24 protein-coding genes are annotated in these 26,849 nt (G+C 38.9%); 15 read left to right on the top strand and 9 right to left on the bottom strand.

Annotation, left to right across the window (positions count from 1 at the left end; translation table 11 throughout):
- Positions 1 to 2 precede the first annotated feature (2 nt).
- Genes EHQ70_RS15755 through EHQ70_RS15740 form a run of 4 tightly spaced genes read right to left on the bottom strand, consistent with a single transcriptional unit; the run spans position 3 to position 4,571 of the window.
- Positions 3 to 860 (bottom strand): substrate-binding periplasmic protein, encoded by an 858-nt coding sequence (locus EHQ70_RS15755; protein ID WP_135587972.1) that lies wholly within the window; start codon positions 858 to 860, stop codon positions 3 to 5.
- 42 nt (positions 861 to 902) lie between these two features.
- Positions 903 to 2,483: an OmpA family protein gene (locus EHQ70_RS15750; RefSeq protein ID WP_135587970.1), complete on the bottom strand. Its 1,581-nt coding sequence runs from the start codon at positions 2,481 to 2,483 to the stop codon at positions 903 to 905.
- 29 nt (positions 2,484 to 2,512) lie between these two features.
- The gene (serS, locus tag EHQ70_RS15745; RefSeq protein ID WP_135587968.1) at positions 2,513 to 3,769 is read right to left on the bottom strand and encodes a serine--tRNA ligase; all 1,257 of its coding nucleotides are present in this window, start codon (positions 3,767 to 3,769) and stop codon (positions 2,513 to 2,515) included.
- Positions 3,762 to 4,571 carry a TatD family hydrolase gene (locus EHQ70_RS15740; protein WP_208729569.1) on the bottom strand — a complete coding sequence of 270 codons (810 nt, stop codon included), beginning with the start codon at positions 4,569 to 4,571 and terminating at the stop codon, positions 3,762 to 3,764. Before EHQ70_RS15740 ends, serS begins: the two co-directional genes overlap by 8 nt.
- 105 nt (positions 4,572 to 4,676) lie before the next feature.
- On the opposite strand from EHQ70_RS15740, the gene EHQ70_RS15735 reads away from it, so the two are divergent.
- The 4 genes from EHQ70_RS15735 to EHQ70_RS15720 are packed head-to-tail and all read left to right on the top strand — an operon-like array spanning position 4,677 to position 8,329.
- Positions 4,677 to 5,666: a M23 family metallopeptidase gene (locus EHQ70_RS15735; protein ID WP_135587964.1), complete on the top strand. Its 990-nt coding sequence runs from the start codon at positions 4,677 to 4,679 to the stop codon at positions 5,664 to 5,666.
- A complete protein-coding gene (locus tag EHQ70_RS15730) occupies positions 5,666 to 6,019 on the top strand; it encodes a bactofilin family protein (RefSeq protein ID WP_100788910.1) in 354 nt (117 codons plus the stop codon). The genes EHQ70_RS15735 and EHQ70_RS15730 overlap by 1 nt, the downstream gene beginning before the upstream one ends.
- An 8-nt stretch (positions 6,020 to 6,027) precedes the next feature.
- The gene (locus tag EHQ70_RS15725; RefSeq protein ID WP_135587962.1) at positions 6,028 to 6,498 is read left to right on the top strand and encodes a YaaR family protein; all 471 of its coding nucleotides are present in this window, start codon (positions 6,028 to 6,030) and stop codon (positions 6,496 to 6,498) included.
- 4 nt (positions 6,499 to 6,502) lie between these two features.
- Positions 6,503 to 8,329 (top strand): ABC transporter transmembrane domain-containing protein, encoded by a 1,827-nt coding sequence (locus EHQ70_RS15720; protein WP_135587960.1) that lies wholly within the window; start codon positions 6,503 to 6,505, stop codon positions 8,327 to 8,329.
- On the opposite strand, the gene EHQ70_RS15715 is transcribed toward EHQ70_RS15720, so the two are convergent.
- Genes EHQ70_RS15715 through EHQ70_RS15705 form a run of 3 tightly spaced genes read right to left on the bottom strand, consistent with a single transcriptional unit; the run spans position 8,303 to position 10,701 of the window.
- A complete protein-coding gene (locus EHQ70_RS15715; protein WP_135575796.1) occupies positions 8,303 to 9,199 on the bottom strand; it encodes a ParB/RepB/Spo0J family partition protein in 897 nt (298 codons plus the stop codon). The genes EHQ70_RS15720 and EHQ70_RS15715 overlap by 27 nt on opposite strands.
- 4 nt (positions 9,200 to 9,203) lie before the next feature.
- Positions 9,204 to 9,965, bottom strand: a complete 762-nt coding sequence (locus EHQ70_RS15710) for a ParA family protein (RefSeq protein ID WP_100788906.1) — start codon at positions 9,963 to 9,965, stop codon at positions 9,204 to 9,206.
- Complete coding sequence (locus EHQ70_RS15705) at positions 9,958 to 10,701, bottom strand: RsmG family class I SAM-dependent methyltransferase (protein ID WP_135587958.1); 744 nt, start codon at positions 10,699 to 10,701, stop codon at positions 9,958 to 9,960. The genes EHQ70_RS15710 and EHQ70_RS15705 overlap by 8 nt, the downstream gene beginning before the upstream one ends.
- Before the next feature lie 58 nt (positions 10,702 to 10,759).
- Here EHQ70_RS15705 and EHQ70_RS15700 point away from each other — a divergent pair, with 58 nt between their 5' ends.
- Positions 10,760 to 11,485 carry a hypothetical protein gene (locus tag EHQ70_RS15700; protein ID WP_135587956.1) on the top strand — a complete coding sequence of 242 codons (726 nt, stop codon included), beginning with the start codon at positions 10,760 to 10,762 and terminating at the stop codon, positions 11,483 to 11,485.
- Positions 11,486 to 11,889: 404 nt separating this feature from the next.
- On the opposite strand, the gene mnmG is transcribed toward EHQ70_RS15700, so the two are convergent.
- On the bottom strand, positions 11,890 to 13,764 hold the full coding sequence (gene mnmG, locus EHQ70_RS15695; RefSeq protein ID WP_135587954.1) for a tRNA uridine-5-carboxymethylaminomethyl(34) synthesis enzyme MnmG: 1,875 nt from the start codon (positions 13,762 to 13,764) through the stop codon (positions 11,890 to 11,892).
- A 170-nt stretch (positions 13,765 to 13,934) separates the two neighbouring features.
- On the opposite strand from mnmG, the gene EHQ70_RS15690 reads away from it, so the two are divergent.
- From EHQ70_RS15690 to EHQ70_RS15645, 10 genes are all read left to right on the top strand, one after another.
- Complete coding sequence (locus tag EHQ70_RS15690; RefSeq protein ID WP_100743666.1) at positions 13,935 to 14,858, top strand: branched-chain amino acid transaminase; 924 nt, start codon at positions 13,935 to 13,937, stop codon at positions 14,856 to 14,858.
- Between the two features lie 6 nt (positions 14,859 to 14,864).
- A complete protein-coding gene (locus EHQ70_RS15685; protein ID WP_004785273.1) occupies positions 14,865 to 15,797 on the top strand; it encodes a hypothetical protein in 933 nt (310 codons plus the stop codon).
- Between the two features lie 219 nt (positions 15,798 to 16,016).
- Entirely contained in the window at positions 16,017 to 17,342 is a 1,326-nt protein-coding gene (dnaA, locus tag EHQ70_RS15680) for a chromosomal replication initiator protein DnaA (RefSeq protein WP_100720476.1), read from the top strand.
- Positions 17,343 to 17,588: 246 nt separating this feature from the next.
- Positions 17,589 to 18,707, top strand: a complete 1,119-nt coding sequence (gene dnaN / locus EHQ70_RS15675) for a DNA polymerase III subunit beta (RefSeq protein ID WP_004786738.1) — start codon at positions 17,589 to 17,591, stop codon at positions 18,705 to 18,707.
- Complete coding sequence (gene recF, locus EHQ70_RS15670) at positions 18,707 to 19,810, top strand: DNA replication/repair protein RecF (RefSeq protein ID WP_135587952.1); 1,104 nt, start codon at positions 18,707 to 18,709, stop codon at positions 19,808 to 19,810. Before dnaN ends, recF begins: the two co-directional genes overlap by 1 nt.
- Entirely contained in the window at positions 19,807 to 20,130 is a 324-nt protein-coding gene (locus EHQ70_RS15665; protein ID WP_135587950.1) for a DciA family protein, read from the top strand. Before recF ends, EHQ70_RS15665 begins: the two co-directional genes overlap by 4 nt.
- A 78-nt stretch (positions 20,131 to 20,208) precedes the next feature.
- The gene (gyrB, locus tag EHQ70_RS15660; protein ID WP_135587948.1) at positions 20,209 to 22,128 is read left to right on the top strand and encodes a DNA topoisomerase (ATP-hydrolyzing) subunit B; all 1,920 of its coding nucleotides are present in this window, start codon (positions 20,209 to 20,211) and stop codon (positions 22,126 to 22,128) included.
- A 19-nt stretch (positions 22,129 to 22,147) separates the two neighbouring features.
- Positions 22,148 to 24,673, top strand: a complete 2,526-nt coding sequence (gene gyrA, locus EHQ70_RS15655; RefSeq protein ID WP_135587946.1) for a DNA gyrase subunit A — start codon at positions 22,148 to 22,150, stop codon at positions 24,671 to 24,673.
- Between the two features lie 9 nt (positions 24,674 to 24,682).
- Positions 24,683 to 25,696, top strand: a complete 1,014-nt coding sequence (locus tag EHQ70_RS15650) for a tRNA dihydrouridine synthase (protein ID WP_135587944.1) — start codon at positions 24,683 to 24,685, stop codon at positions 25,694 to 25,696.
- Positions 25,697 to 25,707: 11 nt separating this feature from the next.
- Positions 25,708 to 26,091 (top strand): PilZ domain-containing protein, encoded by a 384-nt coding sequence (locus EHQ70_RS15645; protein ID WP_135587942.1) that lies wholly within the window; start codon positions 25,708 to 25,710, stop codon positions 26,089 to 26,091.
- Between the two features lie 74 nt (positions 26,092 to 26,165).
- Here EHQ70_RS15645 and EHQ70_RS15640 read toward each other — a convergent pair whose 3' ends face one another.
- Positions 26,166 to 26,747, bottom strand: coding sequence for a lipoprotein LipL21 (locus EHQ70_RS15640; RefSeq protein WP_135587940.1), 582 nt, complete (start codon positions 26,745 to 26,747; stop codon positions 26,166 to 26,168).
- Between the last annotated feature and the right edge of the window lie 102 nt (positions 26,748 to 26,849).

Here is a 26,849-nt window from a genome sequence, read left to right as displayed (position 1 = left end):
GGTTATTCTTTTTTTACCCACTGATTGGATTTAAAATATTTGTTAATCAAACCTTGGATTTTCCCTGTACGTTTCAGTTCTTTGATAAAGAAATTTAAATTATAAAGAAATTCTACATCTCGTTTTGCTGTAGCCATACTGATATGATCTTCTTGCACAATGCCCAAAATTGGTAAATAGTTAGCTCGAAGAGAAGAATCTTTTTGTAGAAGTGCTTGAATATAAAACGAATCTGCAACGAATGCATTTACATTATTTTTCTTTAGTTCGTTTAAAGCCGCTTCATTAGTGAAATAAGAAAAAATCTGAGCCTTTGGAAAAGCATCTCTAAGGAACTGGTGATTAGAACTATTTGCTAATACCGAATAAGAAATTCCCGTAATGTTTGTTAGGTCATTCAAATTTCGAAACAACTGAACAGTCACAATTTGTCCTTCTGGTTCTGGAGGAAGTGCTGTCCTGTTGACTAGTGCTGCCGGTGTCGAAATCAAATAAGGATCAGAAAAATAAACATCTTTAAAGCGATTGATAGACGACGAAAGTCCTGCCATCGCTATTTGAGTATCACCCTTTTCTAACATTCTTGCGTGTTGGTCAAAGGTTCGAAGAGGAATAATTTTTAAATCTACATCCAGGAATTTTGCATACTCTTGGGCAAGTTCTACATCTAATCCAGGAAAATTGGGATTCGGATTTTCAATGTAAAATGGATCGTAAAATTCATTTACCGAGACAGTGAGAGTTTTAGTTTTTTTTATTTTTTCTAAAATCTGGCTCGGCTCTGCAGAAATAGATAAGGAGAAAAAAACTGTAAAAACGGAAACAAATCCAAAATTCCGAATCCATAGAAGAGGTAACATCCCCATTACCTTTTCTTTGGAAATAGAAACGGCAAGGAAAAATTAAGGATCGGTTAATACAAATTCAGTTCGCCGATTTTTTTTGGACGAGGATTCATCTGTTCCTTGGACAACGGGTTGTGTTGGTCCCTTTCCATCTGTCACAAGTCGCTTTGGATCCACACCTTTAGAGACTAAATACTGTTTAACGGAGTCTGCTCGTTCCTTCGACAAAACCATGTTGTCCTCAAACGTTCCTGTTAAATCTGTATGGCCTATGATTTTCATCCTTTTGTCAGAATTTTCATGTAGATAATCAACGATGGCGTCCAAAGGAACTGATGATTCTGGTTTCAAAACAGACGAAGCCCTTTCAAAATATACGGAATCCAAAGAGATTTTTTTGGTTTCCTCTAGTTTCTTTTGTACAATGTTTTCCTGTTTTGGGACAGAGGCCGTGAAGAGATCAAACGACCGTCCATCCACTCTTCTACAAAACAAAAATGTTTTTTTCACCTGCTGGAAAACGATATAAGCTTCGTCTTCACTCGAGTTGATAGGAGCACCAAAATTCTCAATATCCTTAAAGGAATCTCCATCTATTTTTGCCATGTATAAATCAAATCCACCGTAACCACCGGGGCGATTCGAGGAAAAAAATAAAATACTACCATCATCATTAAAGGCTGCAGCAATAGTCGCATAATTATCATTAATTGGTGAGGGTAAAAGTTTTGGTGTAGACCATTTATCATCTTTGTATTGGCTATAATACACTTTAGCAAGATTTGGTTTACCAAAAGGATATCTTGTAAAAAGTAAAGTATCTCCTAAAAGATGCGGATTTTCTTCTATATCCTCTGTATTGATGGGACTTGGTAAGGCAACTGGGTTACCCCATTCTTTTCCATTCCAATTGGAAACATACAAGTCTCTAGAAATTCCTACTTTCCCATCAGGTAACATTACTTCTACGGACCCATCTCGATTTGAGGATAACAATAGAGTTTTTCCATCGCGAGAGATAAATGGGCTTTGGTCATCAAAAGGAGAATTCAAAACATCTACTTCTTCTGGAAAATCCCAAGTCCCATCTTTTTTTCGTTCTGATTTAAAAATTTCCGTATAACCTTTACTGGAGCGTTTCGAATAAAAATATAAAGTTTTGGCATCGGGTGTCATCGTCGGACCAAATTCTTGAAATTCTGTATTGATGGGACCTTGGATGGGAGCCACAACCAAAGATGGTTCACTACCTTGCCTTTGGCTATAAACAGGATGAGAGAATAAAACAAAAAAGGATAAGAATAGATATAATGAAACAAAGGAAAATTTTAAATTCAGCATATATTGAATGGTCTTTTTTTTCCACTGGGTGATACTCTCGGAAATATACGCACTGCGCCTATTTCCCCAAGCTAGACCATCTATATTATCCATATGAGAATGGGAATAACCGAGATTCGCATAACTGTCATTTATTGTTTCTTTTCTGCAGAACGCATAATCCCCCGAATGGGCAGGATATCCGTATTGCGTATAACACCGCCCTTCAACGATTGGCGTTTTAAAAATAAGTGCATCTGACGATCGGAGATTTGGTTTGCGATTGGAATTAAGTTTTGGAAAAAACGAATAGGGCATTTGACACCTCGGTCATCTGCCCTAAATTGCTAACGGATGTAAGGTTTCAATACATCCGGAATTTGGAAGGTTCCATCTTCCGATTGGTAATTTTCAATCACTGCTGCGAGTGTTCGACCGATCGCAAGACCGGAACCGTTCAGAGTATGGACGAGCAGGTTTTTTCCTTCCTTTGACTTGTATCGAATTTTTCCGCGTCTTGCTTGATAGTCTTTGAAGTTAGAAACAGAGGAAATTTCCATAAAACGTCCAAGTCCCGGCATCCAAACTTCGATATCGTAGGTTTTGGAGGAAGCACTGGACATATCTTTACTACAAAGTAACATCACTCGATAAGGGAGTTTCAACTTCTGCAAAATGGATTCGGCATCTTGAAGCATCTTTTCGTGTTCGTTTTGGGAAGTTTCCGGTTCGACGAACTTCACAAGTTCCACTTTTTGAAATTGGTGTACTCGCACAAGACCGCGTGTATCACGCCCGTAAGATCCAGCTTCTCTGCGAAAACACGAAGTATGCGCACAAACTGAAATAGGTAATTCTTTTTCAGAAATGATTTCATCCCGGTAATAATTGGTGAGAGGAACTTCCGCAGTTGGAATCAAATTGAGTCCGTCTTTTTCCAATCGGTAAAAATCTTCCGCAAACTTTGGAAGTTGTCCCGTGGCCGTCATGGATTCATCATTCACAAGAACCGGAACCCACATCTCTTCATATCCATTTTCAGAAGTATGAGTATCGAGCATTAGATTCATAAGTGCTCTTTCCAGTTTGGCACCAAGTCCGCGATATGTATAAAATCTAGCACCAGAAAGTTTCACTCCGCGTTCGAAGTCGAAGATACCTAAAGTTTCCCCAATATCAAAATGAGTTTTTGCTTCAAAAGAAAGTTTAGGAACTTCTCCCCATTGACGGACGAGCACATTATCCGCTTCCGATTTTCCTTCCGGAACAGAAGGATCGAGTAAGTTCGGAAGTCCTAAATTGAGATCATGCAAAGATTCTTCTTGTTTGGTTAGTTCTTCTTCAATTGCTTTGATCTGATCACCAACACCTTTCATCGAAGCTGAAATTTCTGTGATGTCTTTGCCTTGTGATTTCTGAATTCCAATTTCTTTCGAAACTCGATTCCTTTCTGCACGAAGGCCTTCGACTTCCAATTTTAACTTATGTTGTTTTTCGGAGACAGATTTAATTTTAGCTTCAATGTCAGTAGATGTTACACCTCGTTTTTGTAAGGTGGAAAGTAACTCTTCAGGGTTTTGAACAATACGGTTGATATCAAGCATGGTGATAAGCCTTTCTTTGTGTGAATTTTAATGAATTTTGATAAATGCGATCTGCTACTTCTGCATTGGTTTCTGTTCGTAAGGAAAACATCTTCTCAAGAACAAATGGTAAATGCGAAGAATCATTACGTTTTCCTCTATGTGGCATCGGTGATAAAAAAGGAGCATCTGTTTCTATCAAGATAGTTTCTAGTGGAATCTTTCGTGCTGCTTCTTGGATATCCGTTGCTGACTTAAAAGTTACAATTCCAGAAAAAGAAACATAGTAACCTAAATCCACAAATTGTTTTGCGGCTTCATAATCATAAGTAAAACAATGAATCACACCAAAAGCTTTTGATTTGTATTCTTTCAATGCAGCGTATGTATCTTCGAAGGCATCACGAGAATGGATCACTACAGGTAATTTATATTCAGAAGAAAATTCTAAAAATTTACGTAACACTTCATTCTGTGCCAAACGAGTACTCGCATCATGATAGAGATCGACACCAATTTCACCAATCGCAGAAAATTTTGGATCATCCATTCGGGATTTTGCTAAATCTAAAATTTGATCCGCATTAGGGAATTCATGAGTTTCCGTTGGGTGACAACCAATGGAATAGAAAATTTCTAAATCATCTTTCGAATGAGTTTCTGAAATACGAACAGCCTCAACAGAACTTGGCAAATCAATCCCAATCTGAACCATGCGGTCTACACCAGCCATTCGGGATTTCGCCAGAGTTTCTTCAATCTCTTGGCCTTGTTCCCGAATTATGTCTAAGTGGCAATGAGTGTCAATGGTTGAATATCCCATAAATAGCAAGATTTGTAATTTCCACTGGATGAAAATGAAAATTCAATCGAAAGATATAGTGGGTACGATAAGTTTTGTTTAAATAGTCGAAGGCCTAAAGAGAACGTGGAAGCAAAACAAAGACTACATCTAATTTTTTACCGATTACGGTATAAAGTCCAGGAATGGAAGCTTAAGTTATCCCAACGTTACGAAGACCTAGACAAAAAAGGTCGTGAACGTCTGACAATTATGGTCATTCCTCACACCGATCGCAAAACCATTAACTTTGTTATCTCTTACAAAGCCATTTCCATCTTTATCGGAATCATGGTAGTGCTTCTGGTGATCAGTGCTGTAAACGTTCTCTCTCATAGTGGGTCCATCCACCAACTCACAGAACTCAATTTAACAAACAAAGACTTTATCAGACAATCTTCAAAGATGAAAGAAGAGGTGAACTCTCTTCACGAAACCATCCAATACTATTACGAAAGAATTTCTAACCTTTATATCAAACTCGGTGGAGATCCTTCTCGAGTTTCCAAAGGGATGGGTGGACAGGCTGGACAATTTCTCGCATTACAAGGAACACCTCAATCCGACATCACGGATGAATCCTTTCGCATCAAAGAAGACATTCATAATTTAAAACTATCCTCTGAACTTTCTGAAGAGATTATCAAACTCATCAAAAAAAGAAAGAGTATCATTCGCAACACTCCCTCCATTTGGCCAACAAAAGGTTATGTATTATTTCCTTTTGGAAAATACATTTCACCTGTCACTGGAAAAGAAGAACTCAACAGAGGACTAGACATTGGATCCTTTCCTGGTGCCGAAGTCATTGCAACGGCTCCTGGAATTGTTTTTGATACTGGATATTCTCCAGCTACAGGTTACTACGTAAAATTATCGCATCGATTTGGATGGAAAACAATCTATTCCAACCTCGATAGAATTCGTGTTAAGAAAAATGAAAAACTCTCCAAGGGTGACATCTTAGGTTATGTTGGAAAATCACCAGAAAATCCGATTTACCATCTTCATTATGAAGTACATGTTGGTACCCAAGCGTTGAATCCGTTTTCGTTTCTCAACCAAATTCAAGAATAATGCCGAATCCATCTACAGAAGAAGAATTTTTAGTTAATAGCATCATTGGGGAAGGAGCCGAGTTCGTCGGTGAATTCAAGTTTCCTGGCCTCATTCGTATCGATGGAAAATTTCGAGGAGTCCTCGAAACAACCGGAAAGGTACTTATAGGAAAATCTGGAATCGTCGATACAGATATTAAAGCGCGAGTGGTAGTTGCCGGTGGAGAAATTCGCGGGAACATCTATGCAACCGAACGAGTTACATTACTTTCTAGCTGTCGATTGGAAGGAGACATTGTCACTCCTCGCCTCATCGTAGAAGAAGGTGTAGTGTTCCACGGAAAATGCACAATTAATCCCACTCGTCACTAGGCGGGTTTATGATCATTCAAAACAACAACCCTAAGTCGGTCTCCACTCAGGCGAAAAAAGGATCCAAAGAAAAACTCTCAGGTTCATTTACGCCAGTGGATGAATCCAAACAAAGTTTTTTAGAAATTTTAGAATCCATCGTTCCTGCCGGAAAAGAGGAAACCAGAGAGCTAAACGAACTCTGGAAAGATTTACCTGATTTGGAAAAGGAACTCATCAAAGATCCTAACCACAGAAATTTAGAATCCTACAAAAAACATATCAAACAAATCGCAGAACTCATTCTTAAAAAAAATTACAAGGTCATGCAAGCGCCGCAACGCGGACGAAATGACCAAAAAGACGTACGTTATGTAAAGGTTGTGGATGAAAAATTGGATCTACTCGCCAAAACAATGTTTTCCCCCAACAACAGTGCGTTCGTGATTTTGAAACAATTAGATGAAATTAGGGGTCTATTGATTGATCTAAAAGGATAAATCTTTGCAAACACCTGACCGCGCTAAGTCAAAAAATCTCCGTGTCCTCTCTAAAACCTTTTCTTATTTAAAACCATACAGATTCCAAATGACCCTTTCTTCACTAGCTCTGCTTTTTACAGCCGGAGTGACTTTGGGGCTCGGACAGGGACTACGCCATTTGGTCGATGCAGGATTTTCTGCTAGATCCAAACAAGAATTAGGTTATTCACTTGCCTTTATCATTTTAGTCGGAATCTTCCTTGCGATTGGAACTTACATTCGGCATTACGCAGTTTCTTGGATCGGCGAACGAGTGGCCTCAGACATTCGACGCGATGTATTCAAACATATCATCTTCATCCATCCCAGTTTTTTTGAACTCAATTCTCCTGGCGAAATCCAATCGCGAATCACAACAGACACAACACTCATCCAAACGGTAATCGGGTCATCCGCGTCCATTGCCCTTCGGAATATTTTGATGTTTGTCGGTGGAATTATTTTTCTTTTTATCACCAATGCAAAACTCACAATGATTGTCCTACTCAGTGTTCCATTTATTGTATTCCCAATTTTATTCTATGGAAAAAAAGTAAGGAATTTATCCCGCACCACTCAGGACAAAATTGCAAGCATTGGAACTTACGTCAGTGAATCCCTTCTCAATATAAAAATATTACAATCCTTTCACCACCAAGAAGAAGACATTGAAAAGTTTTCACACACTGTTGAAGCAGCCTTTGATGTGGCTGTTGCTCGCATCAAACAAAGAGCTCTTCTCATTGCGGCAGTCATTCTTTTCATCCTTACGGGAATCAGTGTGATGTTATGGATTGGTGGAACTGATGTACTCGAAGGAAAAATTACCGGTGGGGAACTCATCGCATTTTCTTTTTACGCGATCATGGTTGCCAATAGTGTTGGTGCCGTTTCTGAAGTTCTCGGCGATTTACAAAGAGCAGCCGGTGCTACTGAACGATTGATGGAACTTCTTTTGTCGGAATCAGAAATCAAAGATCCAAAGTTTCCAAAACCAATCGCAGACGTACTACTTCCAACGGAAGGGAATGGATCTTTATCTCTCAACGGTTCTTCCAAACAGAAGGGATTGAAAATCAATTTGAATCATTTGGATTTTTCGTATCCATCTCGTCCGGAACACAAAGCCATCCGAGAAATTCATTTAGAAATTCCTGCCAACAAAACTACGGCTCTTGTTGGTCCCTCCGGTGGTGGCAAGAGTACACTCTTTGAACTCATCCTCAGATTCTATGATCCAACTGCAGGAAAAATTCTTATCGAAGGTGTCGACCTTAAAGAATTGGCATTAAAAGATTTAAGATCTCTCATTGGCTTTGTTCCGCAACAACCCATTCTCTTTAGTGGAACTTTGCGAGAGAACATTGCTTATGGAAAACCAAATGCAAGTTTTGAAGAAATCGAGAAGGCTGCGGCCAGTGCTTATGTTACCGAATTTTTAAACCAACTTCCGAATGGGTATGATACCAACTTGGGACATTTAGGAACAAGACTTTCCGGTGGACAAAAACAAAGGATCGCAATTGCAAGAGCCATCCTTCGAAACCCAAGAATTCTTTTATTGGATGAAGCCACTTCTGCACTTGATTCAGAATCAGAACAAATGATACAGCGGGCTTTGGATTTTTTAGTGAAAGAGAGAACTACCATTATGATTGCTCACAGACTTTCCACAGTTGTGAAATCGGATCAGATTGTGGTAATTAAAGAAGGGGAGATTGAGTCCGTCGGAACACATGACGAACTCATTCGAAAAAGTGAATTGTACGAACGACTAGCGAAATTACAATTTCACACCGAGCTGCTCTAAGATTCTTTCCATGTCATTTAAGTTGGCGTAGGAAAAAACGATCTTTCCTTTTCCATTGGTTTCATTGTGGGCCACTTCCACTTTGGAACTGTATTTGTTTCTGAGTTTGGATTCTAGTTTTACAATACTCGCATCTCGTTTATCAGCACCAAAGGAAGAGGATTTTGATTTTTTATCTGGGTGCAAAAGGTTCGAGACAAAGTTCTCTACCTCTCTTACATTCCATCCTTCAGCGATCACTTTCTGTCCCACTTCCAATTGTTTTTTTGGGTCGGGAATGGAGAGAAGAGGGCGGGCCTGTCCTTCAGAAAGTTTTCCTTCCTTCACTAGGTCTTGTAATAATTTAGGAAGAGAGAGGAGGCGAATTAAGTTAGAAATGGTGGCTCGGTTCTTTCCAACACGAGTCGCAAGGTCAGTAACCTTTAACCCTCGTTTGTCGATAATTGCTTGATAGGCCAAAGCCTCATCCATCGGATTTAGATTTTCTCTTTGAATGTTTTCAATGAGGGCAAGTTCCATCATATCCGCTTCGGAAAGATCACGAACAATCGCAGGGATTTTTGCAAAGCCAGCAAGTTTGCATGCGCGTAATCTTCTTTCTCCCGCCACCAAAAGGAATCCCGATCCCGAAGGATTTTTTTGCACAACGATGGGTTGGATCACTCCATGTTCTACAATGGTATTGGATAATTCTTGGATGGATGCATCGGAGAATTGTTTTCTTGGCTGGTGTGGGTTTGGTAAAATTTCTGTAACTTTAATTTCTCTAAGACCGCTTTGTTCGTCTTTAGAAATCTCAACATTGTTTTCATTTACGGGAATTAAATTCCCAAGTCCTCTTCCTAAAACTTTACCTTTGCCGAGTGCCATAACCTTATGCCTTCCCTACAATTTCTTCCGCTAAACTTTTATAACTTTTTGCACCCACACCATCTGGATCATAGTAGTTGATTGGTTTTCCAAAAGAGGGTGCCTCAGATAATTTTACATTTCTTGGAATAACAGTTTCATATACTTTCTCTTTGAAATAGTTGCGAACATCTTCTGCCACTTGGTTAGCTAAGTTGGTTCGTTTGTCGTACATCGTGAGAAGTACTCCTTCGAGTGCGAGTGATGGATTCCATTGCGATTGCACGAGAGAAATAATTCGCATGAGTTGTGAGAGTCCTTCGAGAGCAAAGTATTCTGTTTGTAAAGTGATCATCACCGACTGAGAAGCACAAAGTGCATTGATAGTAAGAACACCGAGAGATGGAGGGCAATCGATTAGAATATAATCATACGATTCCTTTACAGATGCCAAAGCATCTTTCAATTTGAATTCCTTTCTTTCCATCCCAAGAAAATCCACTTCCAAACCGGAGAGGTTGATGTTGGATGGAATGATATCCAAATTGTTTACAAAAGTTTTTTGAACCGCTTCTCTCGCAGAGAGTTCACCAATCAAAACTTCATAAGTAGTTTTATTTAAAGACTGCACTTCCAACCCAAGTCCAGAACCTGAGTTCCCTTGCGGATCGATATCAAGGAGCAAAACTTTTTTTCCCAAATCAACAAGATTGGATGCCAAGTTTATCGCTGTTGTCGTTTTACCGACTCCACCTTTTTGATTACTGATAGAAACAATTTTACCCATTCTTGCTTTTCGTCTCCTTTACGATTTCTTTCCAGTCGCGGGGGAATCCCTTTTTGGGAAGGGAATTCTTTTGTAGTATTTTTATATGTCTCTTTCCCACAAACTCTAATTCGGGAATGGGAATTTCTTTTTTCATAAAGAAACCATTGTTGCTTAAGACCTCGGTTTCTTTTTCCAAATCTTGGTAGGGTTGTGCAAGGAAGGGACATAAGATTCCTTTTTGCTTCACCATCCTCGTGGTTACTTCTGCGATGTATGGATAGGGAACCATTGCTCTAGAAGTGACTACATCAAAATTTGAATTAATTTCTTCTGTTCGTGCGTAGATAAACTCCACTCGCTTTTTGACTTTGGAAAGACTTCCCGTTTCAATTTCTGTTTCAAGAAGTGCTAGTTTCCGTTTTTGTGAATCGACGAGGAAAGCATGCGGCGCTTTTTTTAAGAGTGCAAAGAGAAATCCGGGAAGGCCGGGCCCAGTTCCTACATCCGCTACATTTGTTTCACGTGAAACATATCCGGTTACTTTCAGTTTCCAAACATAGATCAAAGATTCAATAATATGTCTCTCGAGAATCTTCTCTGAATCATTCCGAGAAAAGAATCCACCTTTCTCGTTGTCTCGTTTCAGAAACTCATAAAAGTTTTTAACTAATTCCCAATCAAACTCTTGTTCCAACTTGGGAAACAAATCTGGGATGATGGTTTGGATTTCTTCTTGGATGGTTTTTTCTGACATAATCTCGTTATCGTTTTAAATGAATTCGCCGATGTCTCCTGTAGGAGAACTCTTTTCCATGATTCGAATCATTAGTTTTTTAATCATCCTTTCCTTTCCTATTTTAGGTTACACACCCGGCAAGTGGTCCCACAAAGATGCTTACTTGTTTAAAAAAGTTAAAAAAGTTCCGAACAAAGAAATCGTTCGTAACGCCGAGGGCCAGGTTGTTTATGTCGCAGAATATGAATACAACAGTGACGGAAAATTAATCAGTGAAACTTATTCTGATAAAGAAGGGAAGGGTGATGGCAAAACAACCTTTCGCTATACAGAAGGTTTACTTTCGAGCGAAGAAGTTTATGACAACGGTGGTCATCTCGTCGAACGAAAAGATTTCCAATTCAAAGGTCGTGCTTTGAAAAAGATGAATGTGAAAGATGGCGAAGGGAGACTACTGATTGTTTATTCCATCGAGAGTGATGGTGAAGGAAATATTTTTGCCGCTGAAGGTAAAAACTTAGAAACTAAAGACAATGAATCTTTCCGATTTCAAATCGATCCTAAACGACCTAATGTTCAAATTCAATATCTGACTGATGACAAAAAGAAAGGTCTTGGTGAAATCCATTTCAAGTTTGATGCAAAAGGAAACCTAGTGGAAAGAGAATTCTTCCAAGGTGAAAACCGCCGGGTTCACAAACTGAAATACAAAGCAGATGGAAGTTTGGAATCCCATTCGTTTCACGTGAAACAGGGGGACAACTGGATCCTCGAAAAGACCCACGTGCTTGTCTACGAATAGAAAAGCTTGGAGTCAGTTTCAGCAGATCATATGCCAATCGATAGAAATAGTTTTCAAATTGAAAGTTTGGAACCAACGGTAGTTGAAGATTGCTAATTATGAAACGCAGTCTGGTGGTCGCTTAATACGGAAGTATATCCGAAAACAATGAGCCGAAGGTTTTAGCTGGATTTGAAATTTGATTCTAAAAGATAAAAAGTATACTTTGCGAATGCTAAAAGTTTGCTTCGTCTGTTTTTCAAAAGCAAACATTTTCGATTCAGTGATTGAACCTAAAGATTTCTAATTCAAAAAAACAGATTCATAGATGAGAAACAAAAACCAAGAGGGGAGTCCTTCTTGGTTTTTTAATTGAGGAGAAATTTGAATCGATAACTTTGTGATTCTTTTTCAGAATTCGATTTCTATCGTCTGTCCACCAAATGATAGAGGAGAAGATCCACATCAGAGGGATCCACTCCAGAGATATGAAGAGCATTTTCTAAATTCATAGGACGGTGTTTTTCTAACTTCACAACAGCCTCCGTTTTCAATCCCTTCACACTGGCGTAATCAAAATCATTCGGGATTTGAAAGTTCAAAAACTTCTTACGGTATTCAATCGTTTCCAATTCTCGTTTGAGATAACCTTCGTATTTGACTTCCATTTCCAAAACAGCTTTCTCATCTTCGTTTAAGTTTTGAAGTTCAGGAACAAAAGTTTCGATGTCTTCGATTTTGATATCAGATCGTTTTAGAAACGAAGCAACCGTGTGGCCAAACTTATAATTCTCAATCTTCTTCTCTTCCAAAACTTTTGTGAGTTCTTCTGTTGGCTTCATCGATGTCACAAACATTTGGGTTTTGATTTTATCGATCCGAGCATAGCGATCTTTCATATCTGTATAGAGGGATTCGTCTACAAGTCCCATCTCATATCCGTACTGCATGAGTCTTTGGTCGGCGTTGTCTTGGCGTAAAAGCAATCGATACTCGGCCCGACTTGTGAACATCCGATATGGATCTTCCACACCTTTGTAAACCAAATCATCCACAAGAACTCCAATGTAAGACTCACTTCGTTTGAAAAGAATTGGCTCTTCTTTTCTGACAGAACGAATCACATTGTAAGCAGCCACAAGTCCTTGGGCTGCGGCTTCTTCATACCCAGTGGTTCCGTTGATTTGTCCTGCGTGATAAAGACCTTTTACTTTTTTGGTTTCGAGAGTTGGGTTTAGTTCTGTTGGATCTACAAAATCATATTCGATGGCGTAACCCGGACGCATGAGTTCCACTTCTTCCAAACCTTTGATGCTTCGAAGAAACTTCCATTGCACTTCCTCAGGCAAACTTGTGGAAACACCATTGAGATACATCTCGTTGGTTTCATATCCTTCCGGTTCGATAAAGATTTGATGGCGATCTCTCTCTGCAAACCGAACCACCTTATCTTCAATCGAAGGGCAATACCTTGGGCCAATACTTTTGATCTGACCCGAGTACATCGGTGAGTATTCTAAGTTTTGTTTGATAAGTTCATGAGTGGTGTCGTTGGTATAAGTGATGTAACAAGGAATTTGTTTGCGATCGATCTTACTAGTTGAAAAAGAAAAAGGACGAGGGTTCTCGTCTCCATCCTGAACATCTAGTCCCTCAAAGTTGATGGAATTTTTATGAACACGAGCAGGGGTTCCTGTTTTTAATCTTCCGAGTCGCAATTCAAAACGAGCGAGTGTATGGGAAAGACCTTTGGTTGTAGGTTCCCCAATCCGACCTGATTCTTTTTGGTAAGTTCCGATATGAATCACACTCGATAAAAATGTTCCTGTGGTTAAGATCACATGATTTGTATAAAAAGTGAAACCACGACCTGTGATGACACCAGTCACTTGGTTTCCTTCCACAATCAAATCCTCAACTGTGTCTTGTCGGATCGAGAGTGTTTGTAAATTTTCCAACTGGTGTTTGATCATGAGCTGGTATTGTTTTTTCTCTGCTTGTGCACGCGGCGCCCAAACCGAAGGACCTTTCGATGTGTTTAACATCTTAAATTGAATTCCCGTTTGATCAATCACCCGACCCATCAGTCCACCGAGTGCATCCACTTCGCGAACCATATGCCCTTTAGCAATCCCACCGATGGCAGGATTACAACTCATCTGTCCGATGGTATCCAAGTTCATCGTGATGAGCAAAGTTTTGAGTCCTGCTTTCGCAGAAATATAAGCAGCTTCTGTTCCGGCGTGACCTGCACCGACAACGATACAATCAAATTGGTTGGGATAAAAGGATGGATTCATATTATGTCTTCTTAGTAATTCAGTTCTTATCGAAAATGAGAGGGAGTGGGCTTAGCGAATCTACTCCTTAGAACGATATCAAAATCATCGGCCTAAGCTTCGAGAGAAAAAAAGATAAAATTCATTTTCTAATTTTGAAACTTCAGAAGATTGGAGTGATAGGAATCTCAATGGCTCAGAATTCATTCCCTTATACATACTTTGAAGGAAAGATCGTTCCTTCCGAGGACGCGAAAGTCAGTGTCCAAACCCACGCCTTACAATATGGGACAGGCGTCTTCGGTGGAATCCGCGGTTACTACAACGAAGCTAAAAAGAATCTTTATGTCTTCCGATTGCCAGAACATTGCAAACGACTTGTGAACTCCACAAAGATCATGCAGCTTCAAATCCAAATCACACCGGAAGAAATCCAATCCATCATCTTGGATCTGCTTCGTAAAAATGAAGCAAAACAAAATGTATATTTAAGACCTTTCATTTACACTTCTGCCTTACAACTCTCACCACGTTTCCATGATGTAAAAGCAGACATCACAGTTTACGCTTTGAAGTTGGATGACTACCTCGATACACAAAACGGACTGACCACTATCGTTTCTTCTTGGCAAAGATTTTCTGATAACCAAATTCCCACTCTTTCTAAAGTAAGTGGTGGGTATGTGAACTCCGCTCTTGCAAAATCAGAAGCCGTTCAAAATGGAATGGATGAAGCGATCTTTTTAGATGCGAGAGGATTTGTATCAGAAGGTTCTGCGGAAAATCTTTTTATCGTTCGTGATGGAGTGATCCATACACCGACAATTCCTTCTTCTATTTTAGAAGGAATCACAAGAAGAAGTATCATTCAAATTGCAAAAGACTTAGGGATCCAAGTTGTGGAAAGAGACATTGCTCGTTCCGAACTTTACATTGCTGATGAATTATTTTTTTCAGGAACAGGTGTGCAAGTGGCTTGGGTGAAAGAAGTGGATCGTCGTGTGATTGGAAATGGAAACATAGGCCCCATCACCAAAAAAATCCAATCTATCTTTTTTGAAGCGGTTCGTGGTGAACAACCAAGTTATATGAATTGGCTGACACCGGTATACTAAAGACCAATGGCTGATGCTTTGTTTTCATTCGACCAAGTGTCAGGCCAAGATGTTGCACTGACTTACTTAAAATCTTTTTTAAATGATAGGTCACGAATTCCTGGATCTATTATTTTTTACGGACCCGATGGAGTGGGGAAGTGGACAGCCGCTGAAAGATTCTCAAGACAACTTCTTTGTTTAGAGGGAACCTCTTGTGGGGTTTGTGATTCCTGCAGACAATTTATGAAAGGAGTCCATCCTGACTTCATTCAATTTCCCAGAAGAAAAAATATAGCCATTGGAAAAGAAAAAGATCCAGAAGACTTCACCATCCGTTGGTTGTTGTCAGCAAGAATTCCTTTTAAACCACATACATCGGATTACCGTGTTGTTTTATTTCCCGAAGCAAATCGTATTAACAATGAAGCAGAAACCACTCTTCTAAAAACTTTAGAAGAACCTCCACCTCATACAAAGTTCATTCTCATCGTGAACGATTTAAAAAACTTAAAACCAACCATTGTTTCTCGATCAGTTTGTGTTCCCTTCAACTATCTCCCTCAAGACGAAATCAAAAAGATTCGTAGAAATGAAATGACTGAATCCAAACTTTACTATGGCGGATCACTCAATCCATTTGAAATCTCAGATGAATTTTTAGAAGAGTGGCATGAGAATGTAAGAGAACATTGTCATGATTCCATTTTGCTTTTTAAATTGGAAAACTGGGTGAGAGATCAACTCGGAGAATTTCGCTCCAACAAAGAAGGACTAACCGGAATTGATTTTTTAGAGATGATTTGTTTGTTACTTCTTTATGAATACAGACAAAAAAACTTTGAAGCCAATGTAGGAAGGATAGAAGCCATCCTAGATTTCAAAATGAAACTACATTATGAAATTCCTGCACTTGAGTATGTTCTTTTATCACAGTTATTTTTAAGACTCGCAACCTAGTTTGGCATTTTAAAACTTAATTCTTTTAGAATGATTGATTCATTAGATATCGCCTAACATTCGCTACTAGACAAAAGAATATCAAACCAATAAGGTGACATAATTTTTTTATTCGGTTCGACTATTTTTTGTAGTTTGGAGCGTTTTCGGATTTTTCATTTGAATTCTACCTACTTGCTAAAAGTATAGTACCCGATTTCACATTTAGGGCGGGGAAACTTGGAAAGACGTTGGGAAGAAATTTTAGAAGAAATATCGAAACAGATACCTCCCAAGTACTTTTCTAATTTCATTGCACCACTCAAATTCGATAAATCGGAGAACCAGGTCGTCCACCTGACAGCTCCTTCCACGGGAATCAAACGCCATGTGGAAACCAAATACACTAGTTTCATTGAAGACGCCGTTTATCAAGTAGTAGGTGATCGTTTTCGTGTGTCGATTCTTGCAGAATCAGAAACTTCCACACAGATTTTTAAGGAAGTCATCCAATCCAAATTTGATGAATCCGACTCTGACTTAAATCCAGAGTTTATTTTTAGCAATTATATCACTTCTGATTCGAACAAGATCGCTTATACGGCCGCAAAAAGTGTGGCGGAACAACCGGGGAAATACAATCCACTTTATATTTTTGGACCAGTGGGTGTGGGGAAAACCCATCTCTTACATGCCATCGGAAACGAAATCAAAAAGAAGGATCCATGGAAGACTGTTCGGTATGTAAACAGTACCTCGTTTTTAAATGAATTTATTTTTACCGTTCGTCAGAATAATCGCGAGTCACTCGAATCTTTCAAAATTCGATACCAGTCCTACAATGTTTTACTCTTTGATGACATTCAATTTTTAAATGGTGGGGCTGAGAAAACCCAAGAGGAATTTTTTGCTCTTTTCAATTTCCTTTATGATAGAAAACGCCAGATTGTCATTGCCTCAGATAGACCAAGCTACGAACTTCCGTTACACGAAAGGCTAAAATCTCGGTTTGTCCACGGTCTCCAAGCCGATATCAAATCACATGACTTGGCACTGCGGATCGAACTTTTGCGAGCCAATTTTTCTGAATTCAATATTCCTGCGAGTGACAAACTCCTACAGTGGCTTGCCGAACGATTGGAAGGGGATTCACGAGCACTAATCGGAATCGTAAACGATTTGGTTTTATACAAAAAAGCTTATGAATACTTTTTACTCACGGAAGAAAAAATTCAGGAAATTGCCGAAGCACGTTTTCTGACGAATAAAAAACGAATTGGATTCAGCCCCGATATGGTCATTGATCTTGTCTGCGAAAGATCCAATGTCGCTCGCAAGGATTTGTTAGGAAAAAGTCGGAAAGCAGATTTCATTCCGCCTAGGCATCTTTGTATGCTCCTCCTGCACGATGTCCTCCATGTTCCGAAGGCGCAAATTGGAAGAATTTTTTCAACCACACATTCGACCGTCATCCACGGAATCGATAAATTCAAAGAGCGTATGAAAACAGACCCACAATGGGAAGACCTGTTTCATACCATCAAACACAAGATAAGTTTCCAATAACCTGTGATTAATCTGACCATTACCTGTCGATAAACTGTCGATAGGACATAGTCAGTCCTTATTGTCCCTTAAGTTTTCCCTAACCTGTTCAAAGTGACATAAATATTGACAGTTGCAAAAAGGAAAAAACCTGACATAATTCAATAAAAATTGATGTTTCCAGGCTTTATCGACATACTGACAGAACCAACGGAAACGACATAATATATATAAAGATATATAATATAAATAAGAAGAAGAGGAAAAATGAAATTCACTGTCAATACTACAGAATTCCTAAAAGCAATCAACTCAGTGGATGGAGTCATCTCAGTTCGAGAAATTAAATCTGCTCTCTCCAATCTCAAAATCCAAACAGGTGAGAATGAAGTTTATCTTTCTGCTACCGATTTAGAGATCGCGATCAAAACATCTGTTCCATCCACCATTGGAGAAAAAGGAACAGCATCTTTACCAGCGAAACAACTATCGAGTATTTTTAAAAATCTAAACTTTGATACGAGTTTACTTACAACCACTGACCAATCAGAAAACTCGGAAACAACTATCACTGATGCCAGTGGTAAGATGGACACTAAGTTTAAAGTCAATGGAATTGATTCTGAAGATATCAAAACAATTCCAAAAGTGGATGAGACAAGCGTTGTTGAATTTCCTTGCCAAACCATTCGTGAGATGTTTCGTAAAACTTCTTATGCAATGGCGATTGAAGAAACTCGTTTTGTATTCAATGGTTTATTTTTAAAACCAGACAACACAGATCTAATTGTTGTAGGAACGGATGGACGTCGTCTTTCTAAAATCGTTCGTAAGTTTCCAAAACAATTCCCGTTCAAAAATGGAGTGATCATTCCTCACAAAGCAGTTCGTGAAATGCTAAAGATGATGGAAGGAAAAGAAACTGCAAAGATTGGATTTGTAGAAGAACAAATTTATGTTTCATCTGGAAACGTAGAACTTCTTTTCAAACTCATTGATGGAAACTTTCCAGATTATGAACAAGTCATTCCAAAACAAACTTCAGAATCTGTTCGAGTTGTAAAAGCTGACTTTTTGACTTTTTTAAAACAAGCTTTGATTTCTGCGGAAGAACCTTCGAAACAAATTCGTTTGGCTTTTACAAAAGGAAATGTAAATATCAGTTCTTCCAATCCAGGAACTATGATGTTTGATCATAACATGCCAATTGAATACAATGGAGAAGCAATCACCATTGCGTTCAAAGGAGACTATTTGAGTGATGTAGTCAAAGCTGTGGATGATCCTGAAGTGATTTTAGAATTCACAACTTCTAGTGCTCCGGTTCTTTTTAAGGATCCTTCTGATAGCGACTTTGTTTCTGTCATTATGCCAATGAAACTTTAATGTTTCTAAAGAAAATTTACATAAAGAATTTTCGGAATCACGAAGAAACTCAGTTAACATTCAAATCACGTCTTATCTTTTTTATTGGAAACAATGGAGAAGGTAAGACAAACCTTCTCGAATCCATTTCCCTATTATCCTATTTAAAAAGTTTTCGTGAATCGGACCAAAACCAACTCCTTCGTTGGGATACAAAAGATACATTCATCCGGGCTGAATTTGAATCCGAAGAAAATGAGTATTTATTTGAATATGGGATTGAACATTCCTATTCCAAACGAAAGAAACTAAAAGTCAACGGGGAAGAATTTAAAAAGATCTCTGACTATGTAGGATACTTTCGTTCGATTGTGATGAGCCCACCTGATATCCTTATCATTGAAGATGGGAATGTGGAAAGAAGAAGGTTCTTAGATGCATTTATTTCATCCACCAATCGTTATTATTTAAAACAACTCATTGAATATGATCGTTTGTTAAAACAACGAAATGCTACTTTAAAAAAAGATAATTCTTCCGATCGTGAAATTGGAATCTGGGATGAACCCATCATTGAACATGATGCAGAAATTCGTGAAATCAGAACCAAAACTATTGAAAGTTTAGCCGGATACTTTCATAAAAATTTACAACAGTTAAGTTCTGGAAAAGATCCCTTCTTTTTAACTTACAAACCTAATATCGCATCCAAAGAAGAGCATAGACAAAAACTAACCGATAATCTACGTAAAGACAGAGCCATTGGTTACACGAGTTGCGGGAATCATCGCGACACACTTCCGATTGGATTTGATGATAAAGATTTGAGTGGGTTTGGATCCCAAGGGCAAAAACGAAGTGCTGTTATTGCTCTGAAAACTGCCTGTTTCCAAATGATCCGTGATACTACGGGAGAAGCTCCCGTTCTACTGATTGATGATATCATTCGGGAACTAGATGTGAAACGAAGAGAATACTTTGTAAATCTCATTTCAGAATGTGGGCAGGCATTTTTTACCACCACTGATTTAGAAGGAATTCATGATTATATAGGAAACCTAACACTTGATAAAGAAATCTACCAAGTGGAAGGCGGAAAAGTGAAGGTGTTTTCAGAGATATGAAAAAAGTCGAACTCTCAGAACTTTTCCAAAGTTTGGAAAAAATGGGTATGGACAGGGAAGCTGTCTTTCGGGATCAAATTCTGAAAACCTTACGTCTTCGTTGGAATGAGATTGTTGGTGATTATTTTGGAAAACAGAGTTATCCAAAATCCATTGAAGGGAAAAAACTCACAGTTGTTTGTCGTCACTCAATGATCTCCCAGGAATTGGAGTTTCAAAAGACAGAACTTTTAGCGAAAGTGAACTCAATTACGAACCCAGTTTTATTGGAAAAAATTCACTTTAAAACGGGAAACGAATTCCAAAATCCCAGGTCTTAAGTCACTTAAATCTCCCCGATTTCACTTGCCCTTCGAGGGTCTTTCTAGGATACTTCCTATAGGGTATCTTATAAATCTATGTCCAACCAAACCGATCCAAACGCCTATTCAGCCTCGAAAATTAAGATCCTAGAGGGTCTAGAAGCGGTCCGAAAACGTCCCGGAATGTACATTGGAACACAAGATGAGTCCGGCCTCCATAAGATGGTTTATGAGGTTGTGGATAACTCTGTGGATGAGGCAATGGCTGGCCATTGTACAGAAATTGATGTCCGCATTTTGCCAGATCATATCATTGAAGTTCGTGATAATGGTCGTGGGATTCCGACAGGAATTCACCCAGATAAGGGTAAGTCTACCATCGAAGTCGTACTAACAATTTTACACGCCGGTGGTAAGTTTGAAAACGATGCTTATAAAGTATCGGGTGGTTTGCATGGGGTAGGGGTTTCCGTTGTGAACGCCCTTTCTACTTATTTAGAAGTAGAGGTACACCAGGATGGAAAACTCCATTACCAAAAATACCAAGCTGGTGTTCCTATTGAAGATGTAAAAATCATAGGAGATACAACTCACCGGGGAACAGTTGTTCGTTTTAAAGCAGATGATACCATTTTTACCACTGTTGATTTTTCTTTTGATACCCTTTCTGCAAGATTTAGAGAAATTGCCTTCCTAAACAAAGGGTTACTCATTCGCATCGAAGACCAAAGAAAAGAAGAAGTTGCGAAACACGAATTTAAATTTGATGGTGGGATTGTTTCTTTCGTTGAATACATCACGGATGCAAAACATCCTTTACATAAAGTTTTACACTTTGTGGGCGAAAAAGAAAATGTTTGGGCGGAGATTGCTCTTCAATACTGTGATACCTACAGCGAAAACATTTTCTGTTTTACTAACGCTATTAATAACAACTTAGGTGGAACTCACTTAGAAGGTTTTCGAACTGCTCTCACAAGAACTCTAAATGACCATCTAAAGAAAGACCAAATCCTTTTCAAAAAACAACCCAATGGTTTACAAGGGGATGATATCAAAGAAGGCCTTTGTGCTGTGATATCGATTAAAATTCCACAACCACAGTTCAACTCACAAACAAAAGAAAAGTTAGTGAATGCAGAAGTGAAAGGTCTTATGCAAACCATCACGGGAGAAGGCCTCAATCGTTTCTTTGAAGAAAATCCAGCTGTCATTAAAAAGATTTTAGAGAAATGTATTTTAGCTTCCAAAGCAAGAGAAGCAGCGAGAAGAGCACGTGATTTAACAAGAAGGAAAACTGTATTAGAAGGTGGTGGCCTTCCTGGTAAACTCGCAGACTGTTCCGAAAAAGATCCAGAACATTGTGAGTTGTATCTTGTCGAGGGGGACTCGGCAGGTGGATCGGCAAAACAAGGTCGGGATAGAAATACCCAAGCTATTCTTCCATTGAAAGGTAAAATTCTAAACGTCGAAAAAGCACGTTTGGATAAAATTTTATCCAATGATGAAATTCGAACTTTAATCACTGTTATGGGAACAGGAATTGGTGATGACGAGTTTAATATCGATAAACTTCGTTATAAAAAAATCATCATCATGACAGATGCCGATGTGGATGGATCACATATCCGAACACTGCTACTTACTTTTTTCTTTAGGTATATGAAACCCATTATTGAAACGGGTTCGCTCTTTGTTGCACAACCTCCGTTGTATCTTTTGAAGTTTGGTCGCGAAGCGGTTTATGTTTATTCGGATCGAGAAAAGGATGAAATCCTAAAAGCAAGACCAAATGACAAAGTAACCATCCAACGATACAAAGGACTCGGGGAGATGAATCCGGAACAACTTTGGGACACCACAATGGATCCAAAAGAACGCGTTATGTTACAAGTAAAGTTACAAGATTTTGTAGAAGCAGAAGATACATTCAATATCCTTATGGGTGATGAAGTTTCTCCTCGTCGTCGTTTCATTGAAGCGAATTCATACAAAGTTGCAAATTTAGATCTTTAATCGGAATTAGGATAGAAAAATGACCGAACAAAACGGCCAAGAAAACGAATCAAACAAAACCTTAGCACTGAATCTTTCCGGTAGACCAGACGTAGCCGGTGCTCTCAAAGCAGGTGTAAGAGTCATTCCGGTGGAAATCGAAGATCAGATGAAAGAAGCTTACCTTGATTATGCGATGAGTGTAATTGTAGGTCGAGCATTACCTGATGTTAGAGATGGATTAAAACCAGTTCATAGACGTGTTCTTCATGCGATGAATGAAAGAGCATGGAGATCGGATCGTCCTTATGTGAAATCGGCAAAAATTGTTGGAGAAGTGATTGGTAACTATCACCCGCATGGTGACGCTCCTGTTTATGAAACCATGGTTCGGATGGCCCAAACTTTTTCCATGCGGGAAACTCTGATTGATGGTCAAGGTAACTTTGGATCTGTCGACGGAGACAACGCGGCGGCCTATCGTTATACGGAAGCAAAACTCACAAAACTTGCAGAAGAACTTCTTAGAGATATCGAAAAGAACACCGTAAGTTTTTCGCCAAACTTTGATGATACGAGACAACAACCTGACGTATTACCAGCTAATTTTCCAAATATTTTGGTGAATGGTTCTACGGGAATTGCCGTGGGTATGGCAACAAACATCCCTCCGCATAACCTAAAAGAATCGGTGAATGCGGTCATTGCCCTCATTCAAAATCCTGACATCACACTTCCAGAACTGATGAAGATTATACCAGGTCCGGATTTTCCTACAGGTGGAACCATTATTGGTGGAGAAGGTCTCTACCAAGCATACGCAACAGGAAAAGGTTCGATTCGCATTCGTTCGAAAGTGGATATCATTGAAAATAACAAAGGTCGCGAGATCATTGTTGTGAATGAAATTCCTTACCAAGTAAACAAAAAGAACTTACTCGAAAAAATCGGGGATTTGGTAAATGAAAAGATCATTGAAGGGATCTCTGAAATTCTAGACCTTTCCGATCGGAAAGGAATTCGTGTTGAGATCCATATCAAAAAGGATGCGAACGCACAAGTAATTCTAAACCAACTTTTCAAACTCACTCAATTACAAGTGAGTTATGGAATTACGATGCTTGCGATTCTAAACAATCGTCCAAAAATCTTTTCTCTCAAAGAAATTCTTAAATCATATGCGGATCATAGAAATGAAGTCGTTATCAAACGAACTGAATTTGATTTAGACAAAGCACTCAAAAGAGCCCATATTTTAGAAGGGCTTCGCATTGCACTTGATAACATCGATGAAGTGATTCGTATCATTCGTGCTTCGAAAGATGTAAAAGAAGCCCAAGGTTCCCTCATGGCTACCTTTTCTCTTTCTGAAATCCAAGCGGATGCCATTTTGGAAATGCGTTTACAACGTTTAACTTCCTTAGAAGTTCAAAAGATTATCGAAGAACTAGAACAAGTGCGACTTCTCATTGCTGACTTAGAAGACATTCTTGCAAAACCAGAACGAGTGAAATCGATCATTTGTGAAGAACTTGGGAAAGTTGCTCAATCTTTTGGAAACACTCGTGCTACAGAAATTAGTTTAGAGTCTTTGGAATCCTCAACATTCAACGCAGAAGATTTGATTGCTGATGAAGAAGTGGTTGTCCAACTTTCAGAAGATATGTTTATCAAACGTCTTCCTATGGATACATTCCGACGCCAAAAACGAGGTGGAAAGGGTGTTCAAGGGATCTCTACGAAAAGGGAAGACTTTGTTAAAAAACTAAGTAGTGCTATGACTCACGATAACTTGATGCTTTTCTCGAATAAAGGAAGAGCCTTCCTTATGAAAGTTTATGAGTTACCGATTGCTACAAAAGAAGCACGTGGTAAATCACTGAAAGCAGTGATCAACTTAAATGATGATGAAATCATTACTTCATTATTTACATTCCGAAACTTCGACGAGTCGTATCTTCTTATGGTGACAAGAGAAGGATTTGTGAAAAAAATCCAATTAGATGAATTCACAAATACCAAAAAATCGGGAATCATTGCCATTGGCCTTCGTGACGGTGATGAACTAATTGATGTGATTGCCAATCCAAACAACTTTGATGTGTTTATCGGAAGTAAAAATGGTCTCGCAATTCGAATGAATTTGAATGAACTTCGTTCGCAAGGTAGAACAGCTTCCGGTGTGACAGCCATGAAGTTAGAAGACGATGATGCCATTGCAGGGATTACAAAAGTAGAACCGGGAACTAATTTATTCTGCGTATCCGAAAACGGATTTGGAAAGAGAACTGATTTTGAAGAGTTCTCTACTAAAGGTCGTGGTGGCAAAGGGATGACCTACTTAAAGATTGGTGAAAAAAATGGACGGGCTGTTGGAATTGCTTCTGTAAAAGAAGAAGATGAACTACTCGTCATCACACAATCTGGAATGGCGATTCGTGTAGAAGTCAAAACAATCTCAATGGTGGGTCGTTCTGCTATGGGTGTCAAAGTTGTGAATACCAAAGATGATGACTTTGTAAAAGACTTTGCCGTCGTTAGAGATTCAGAATCCGAGTCGGAATAAAGAGGAATTATGATTACCATCGGGGGAGTAACAATCAAAGGTGATGTTGTTCTTTCTCCGATGGCTGGTATTTCTGATAGTCCTTACAGGCAAATCACAAGAAGATTTGGTTCGGCTTTTGCTTACACGGAATTTGTCTCCACAGAACAACTGCTAATGGGAAATACAAAGTCGTTGGATATGTTTCGTTATTTAGAAACAGAACGACCGATTTTTTTTCAAATCTTTGGATCAGATTTAGAAACAGTAGTCAATGCTTCGGAAATTGCAGCTTCTAAAAAACCAGATGTGATTGATTTGAATATGGGATGTTCTGTGGCAAAAGTTTCACACCACGGATCAGGGGCAGGGCTTTTACGAAATGTTCGTTTGGCTGGTGCGATGATTGAAGGGATTCGAAAAAAAACTGGCCTGCCCGTCACTGCAAAGATTCGCCTTGGTTGGGATTCTAATTCCTTAAATTATTTAGAAACAGTCAAAGTATTAGAGGGCTCAGGAGTATCTGCCATTTCGGTTCACGGAAGGACAAAGGCCATGGCTTATACTGGTTTTGCTGATTGGAATGCCATTGGTGAAATTAAATCCAAAGCAAATGTTCCTATTTTCGGAAACGGGGATGTGGCCAGTTTTTCTGAAGCAATGTTTAAGAAAAAAAAATACGGTGTCGATTTAGTATTAATTGGTCGTAAGGCCATTGGAAATCCGTGGATTTTTTCTGAAACTCCGAAGGAAGAAATTGATTGGATTCAAATAAAGGAAGTCATCTTAGAACATTTAAATCTGATGTTAGATTTTTATCCTTCCGATGATGATTATGCTTTGATACTTTTTCGAAAGCACTTTATACGATATATAGAGAATACCGGATTCCCTGATGGAATCAAAAGAGAACTTTTGACAATCACAAATGTGAATCAATTTATAGATAGATTGGAATCCGTAAAAATGGATTCTGAGTTTTTGGAAACAAGCGAAATAGAAAACGAGAGTATAAACTGTGAAACGTTTGTTAGTCTCGCGTAAAGGAAGTTAAAATGGCAGATTCAAAGCAGTCAATATTCTCTGATAGTTATAGTAAGTATGGTGGCGTAAAACAGAAACGTAAAGATGCACGTGTAAAGTTAGATGTACCTTGCACAGTGGAACTTGTGAAATCTAAAAACACACCAGTGACTGGACATCTTTCTGATTTAGGAACTGGTGGCCTTGCTTTCCAAACAACGGCAATTTTTTATGAAGGGGACCAAGTAAAGGTTCAATTTTCCCTCCATCAAAATCCTTTAGAGATCATTGGAACGGTGCATAGAACAGCAGGTAAAACAACTTCTGTAATTTTCCAACCTTTGGCAGCGGCAGAACATAAGATTGTCCAAGAATTCATTCACAAACACTACTTTGATCCAAAACTAAAAAAGTAATTTAAGATCAGGACAAAAAAAAAGCCTCCCGATAAAAGGAGGCCTTTTTTGAAGTAAAAAACTAAACAGTCAGATTACTGAGCTGCAGTTGCCTTTGCTTCCAGAGCTTTTTGTCCACCCGCATAACGCAAGTATCCAACACACTGACATTCTTCCCAAGTCTCAGGTTCGCCAACATTTGCGCAAATTCCTGTATCGTTGTTAAGTGAGCAGCAGTCATAAACTCCAACACCTTTGATGATTCCTTTTGATTCAGAAACAATAACGGAACCTGTGGATTGACCATCAGATACACCGGATGCTTGTTCTAAGTATTCACCTAAGATTTTTTTCAAACCATCACCTGCAACTTGAAGACGAGCTGCTTCACGGCAAGTGGATTGTTTCATTGCAACTGAATTAGCTTTGATAGCTTTGTCAGAAGCACGCGCAGAAAATTTCATGTAAAGATAATCGTATTCTTTCTCTTTCCCTTTGCAATACTCAGCAGGACTTTCACCACGTTTTGCAGCAGCGGCGTCAGGTGCACAAGCCCAACCTTCGAAAATCCAACCATTTTTACCTACGGTCGTAGCGTCTCTTCTGCCTCCATCATTGGATCCGCAAGATACAACAAATGCGATTAGAGAGGCACATACGATAAGCGATTTCTTCATAAAGAATCTACTCCTTTTCCGAAGAATTTGATCCTATAAAAACCTCTTGTCAATCTTTTCTCAAAGAAAACGAAGCATGACAGCCGGATAAAGATTTACATT

This window comes from Leptospira congkakensis (assembly GCF_004770265.1).
Lineage (GTDB): Bacteria > Spirochaetota > Leptospiria > Leptospirales > Leptospiraceae > Leptospira_A > Leptospira_A congkakensis.
This window is presented reverse-complemented; position numbering and strand designations above follow the sequence as displayed.

Coding starts and splice junctions, on each gene's coding strand:
- serS (WP_135587968.1), bottom strand. CDS start 3,769: ATGCTTGATATCAACCGTATTGTTCAAAACCCTGAAGAGTTACTTTCC.
- EHQ70_RS15685 (WP_004785273.1), top strand. CDS start 14,865: ATGGCTGATGCTTTGTTTTCATTCGACCAAGTGTCAGGCCAAGATGTT.
- EHQ70_RS15690 (WP_100743666.1), top strand. CDS start 13,935: ATGGCTCAGAATTCATTCCCTTATACATACTTTGAAGGAAAGATCGTT.
- dnaN (WP_004786738.1), top strand. CDS start 17,589: ATGAAATTCACTGTCAATACTACAGAATTCCTAAAAGCAATCAACTCA.
- EHQ70_RS15645 (WP_135587942.1), top strand. CDS start 25,708: ATGGCAGATTCAAAGCAGTCAATATTCTCTGATAGTTATAGTAAGTAT.
- gyrB (WP_135587948.1), top strand. CDS start 20,209: ATGTCCAACCAAACCGATCCAAACGCCTATTCAGCCTCGAAAATTAAG.
- EHQ70_RS15725 (WP_135587962.1), top strand. CDS start 6,028: ATGATCATTCAAAACAACAACCCTAAGTCGGTCTCCACTCAGGCGAAA.
- EHQ70_RS15700 (WP_135587956.1), top strand. CDS start 10,760: ATGATTCGAATCATTAGTTTTTTAATCATCCTTTCCTTTCCTATTTTA.
- EHQ70_RS15740 (WP_208729569.1), bottom strand. CDS start 4,571: ATGGGATATTCAACCATTGACACTCATTGCCACTTAGACATAATTCGG.
- EHQ70_RS15665 (WP_135587950.1), top strand. CDS start 19,807: ATGAAAAAAGTCGAACTCTCAGAACTTTTCCAAAGTTTGGAAAAAATG.
- EHQ70_RS15650 (WP_135587944.1), top strand. CDS start 24,683: ATGATTACCATCGGGGGAGTAACAATCAAAGGTGATGTTGTTCTTTCT.
- EHQ70_RS15715 (WP_135575796.1), bottom strand. CDS start 9,199: ATGGCACTCGGCAAAGGTAAAGTTTTAGGAAGAGGACTTGGGAATTTA.
- EHQ70_RS15705 (WP_135587958.1), bottom strand. CDS start 10,701: ATGTCAGAAAAAACCATCCAAGAAGAAATCCAAACCATCATCCCAGAT.
- EHQ70_RS15710 (WP_100788906.1), bottom strand. CDS start 9,965: ATGGGTAAAATTGTTTCTATCAGTAATCAAAAAGGTGGAGTCGGTAAA.
- recF (WP_135587952.1), top strand. CDS start 18,707: ATGTTTCTAAAGAAAATTTACATAAAGAATTTTCGGAATCACGAAGAA.
- gyrA (WP_135587946.1), top strand. CDS start 22,148: ATGACCGAACAAAACGGCCAAGAAAACGAATCAAACAAAACCTTAGCA.
- EHQ70_RS15730 (WP_100788910.1), top strand. CDS start 5,666: ATGCCGAATCCATCTACAGAAGAAGAATTTTTAGTTAATAGCATCATT.
- EHQ70_RS15750 (WP_135587970.1), bottom strand. CDS start 2,483: ATGCCCTATTCGTTTTTTCCAAAACTTAATTCCAATCGCAAACCAAAT.
- mnmG (WP_135587954.1), bottom strand. CDS start 13,764: ATGAATCCATCCTTTTATCCCAACCAATTTGATTGTATCGTTGTCGGT.
- EHQ70_RS15755 (WP_135587972.1), bottom strand. CDS start 860: ATGTTACCTCTTCTATGGATTCGGAATTTTGGATTTGTTTCCGTTTTT.
- EHQ70_RS15640 (WP_135587940.1), bottom strand. CDS start 26,747: ATGAAGAAATCGCTTATCGTATGTGCCTCTCTAATCGCATTTGTTGTA.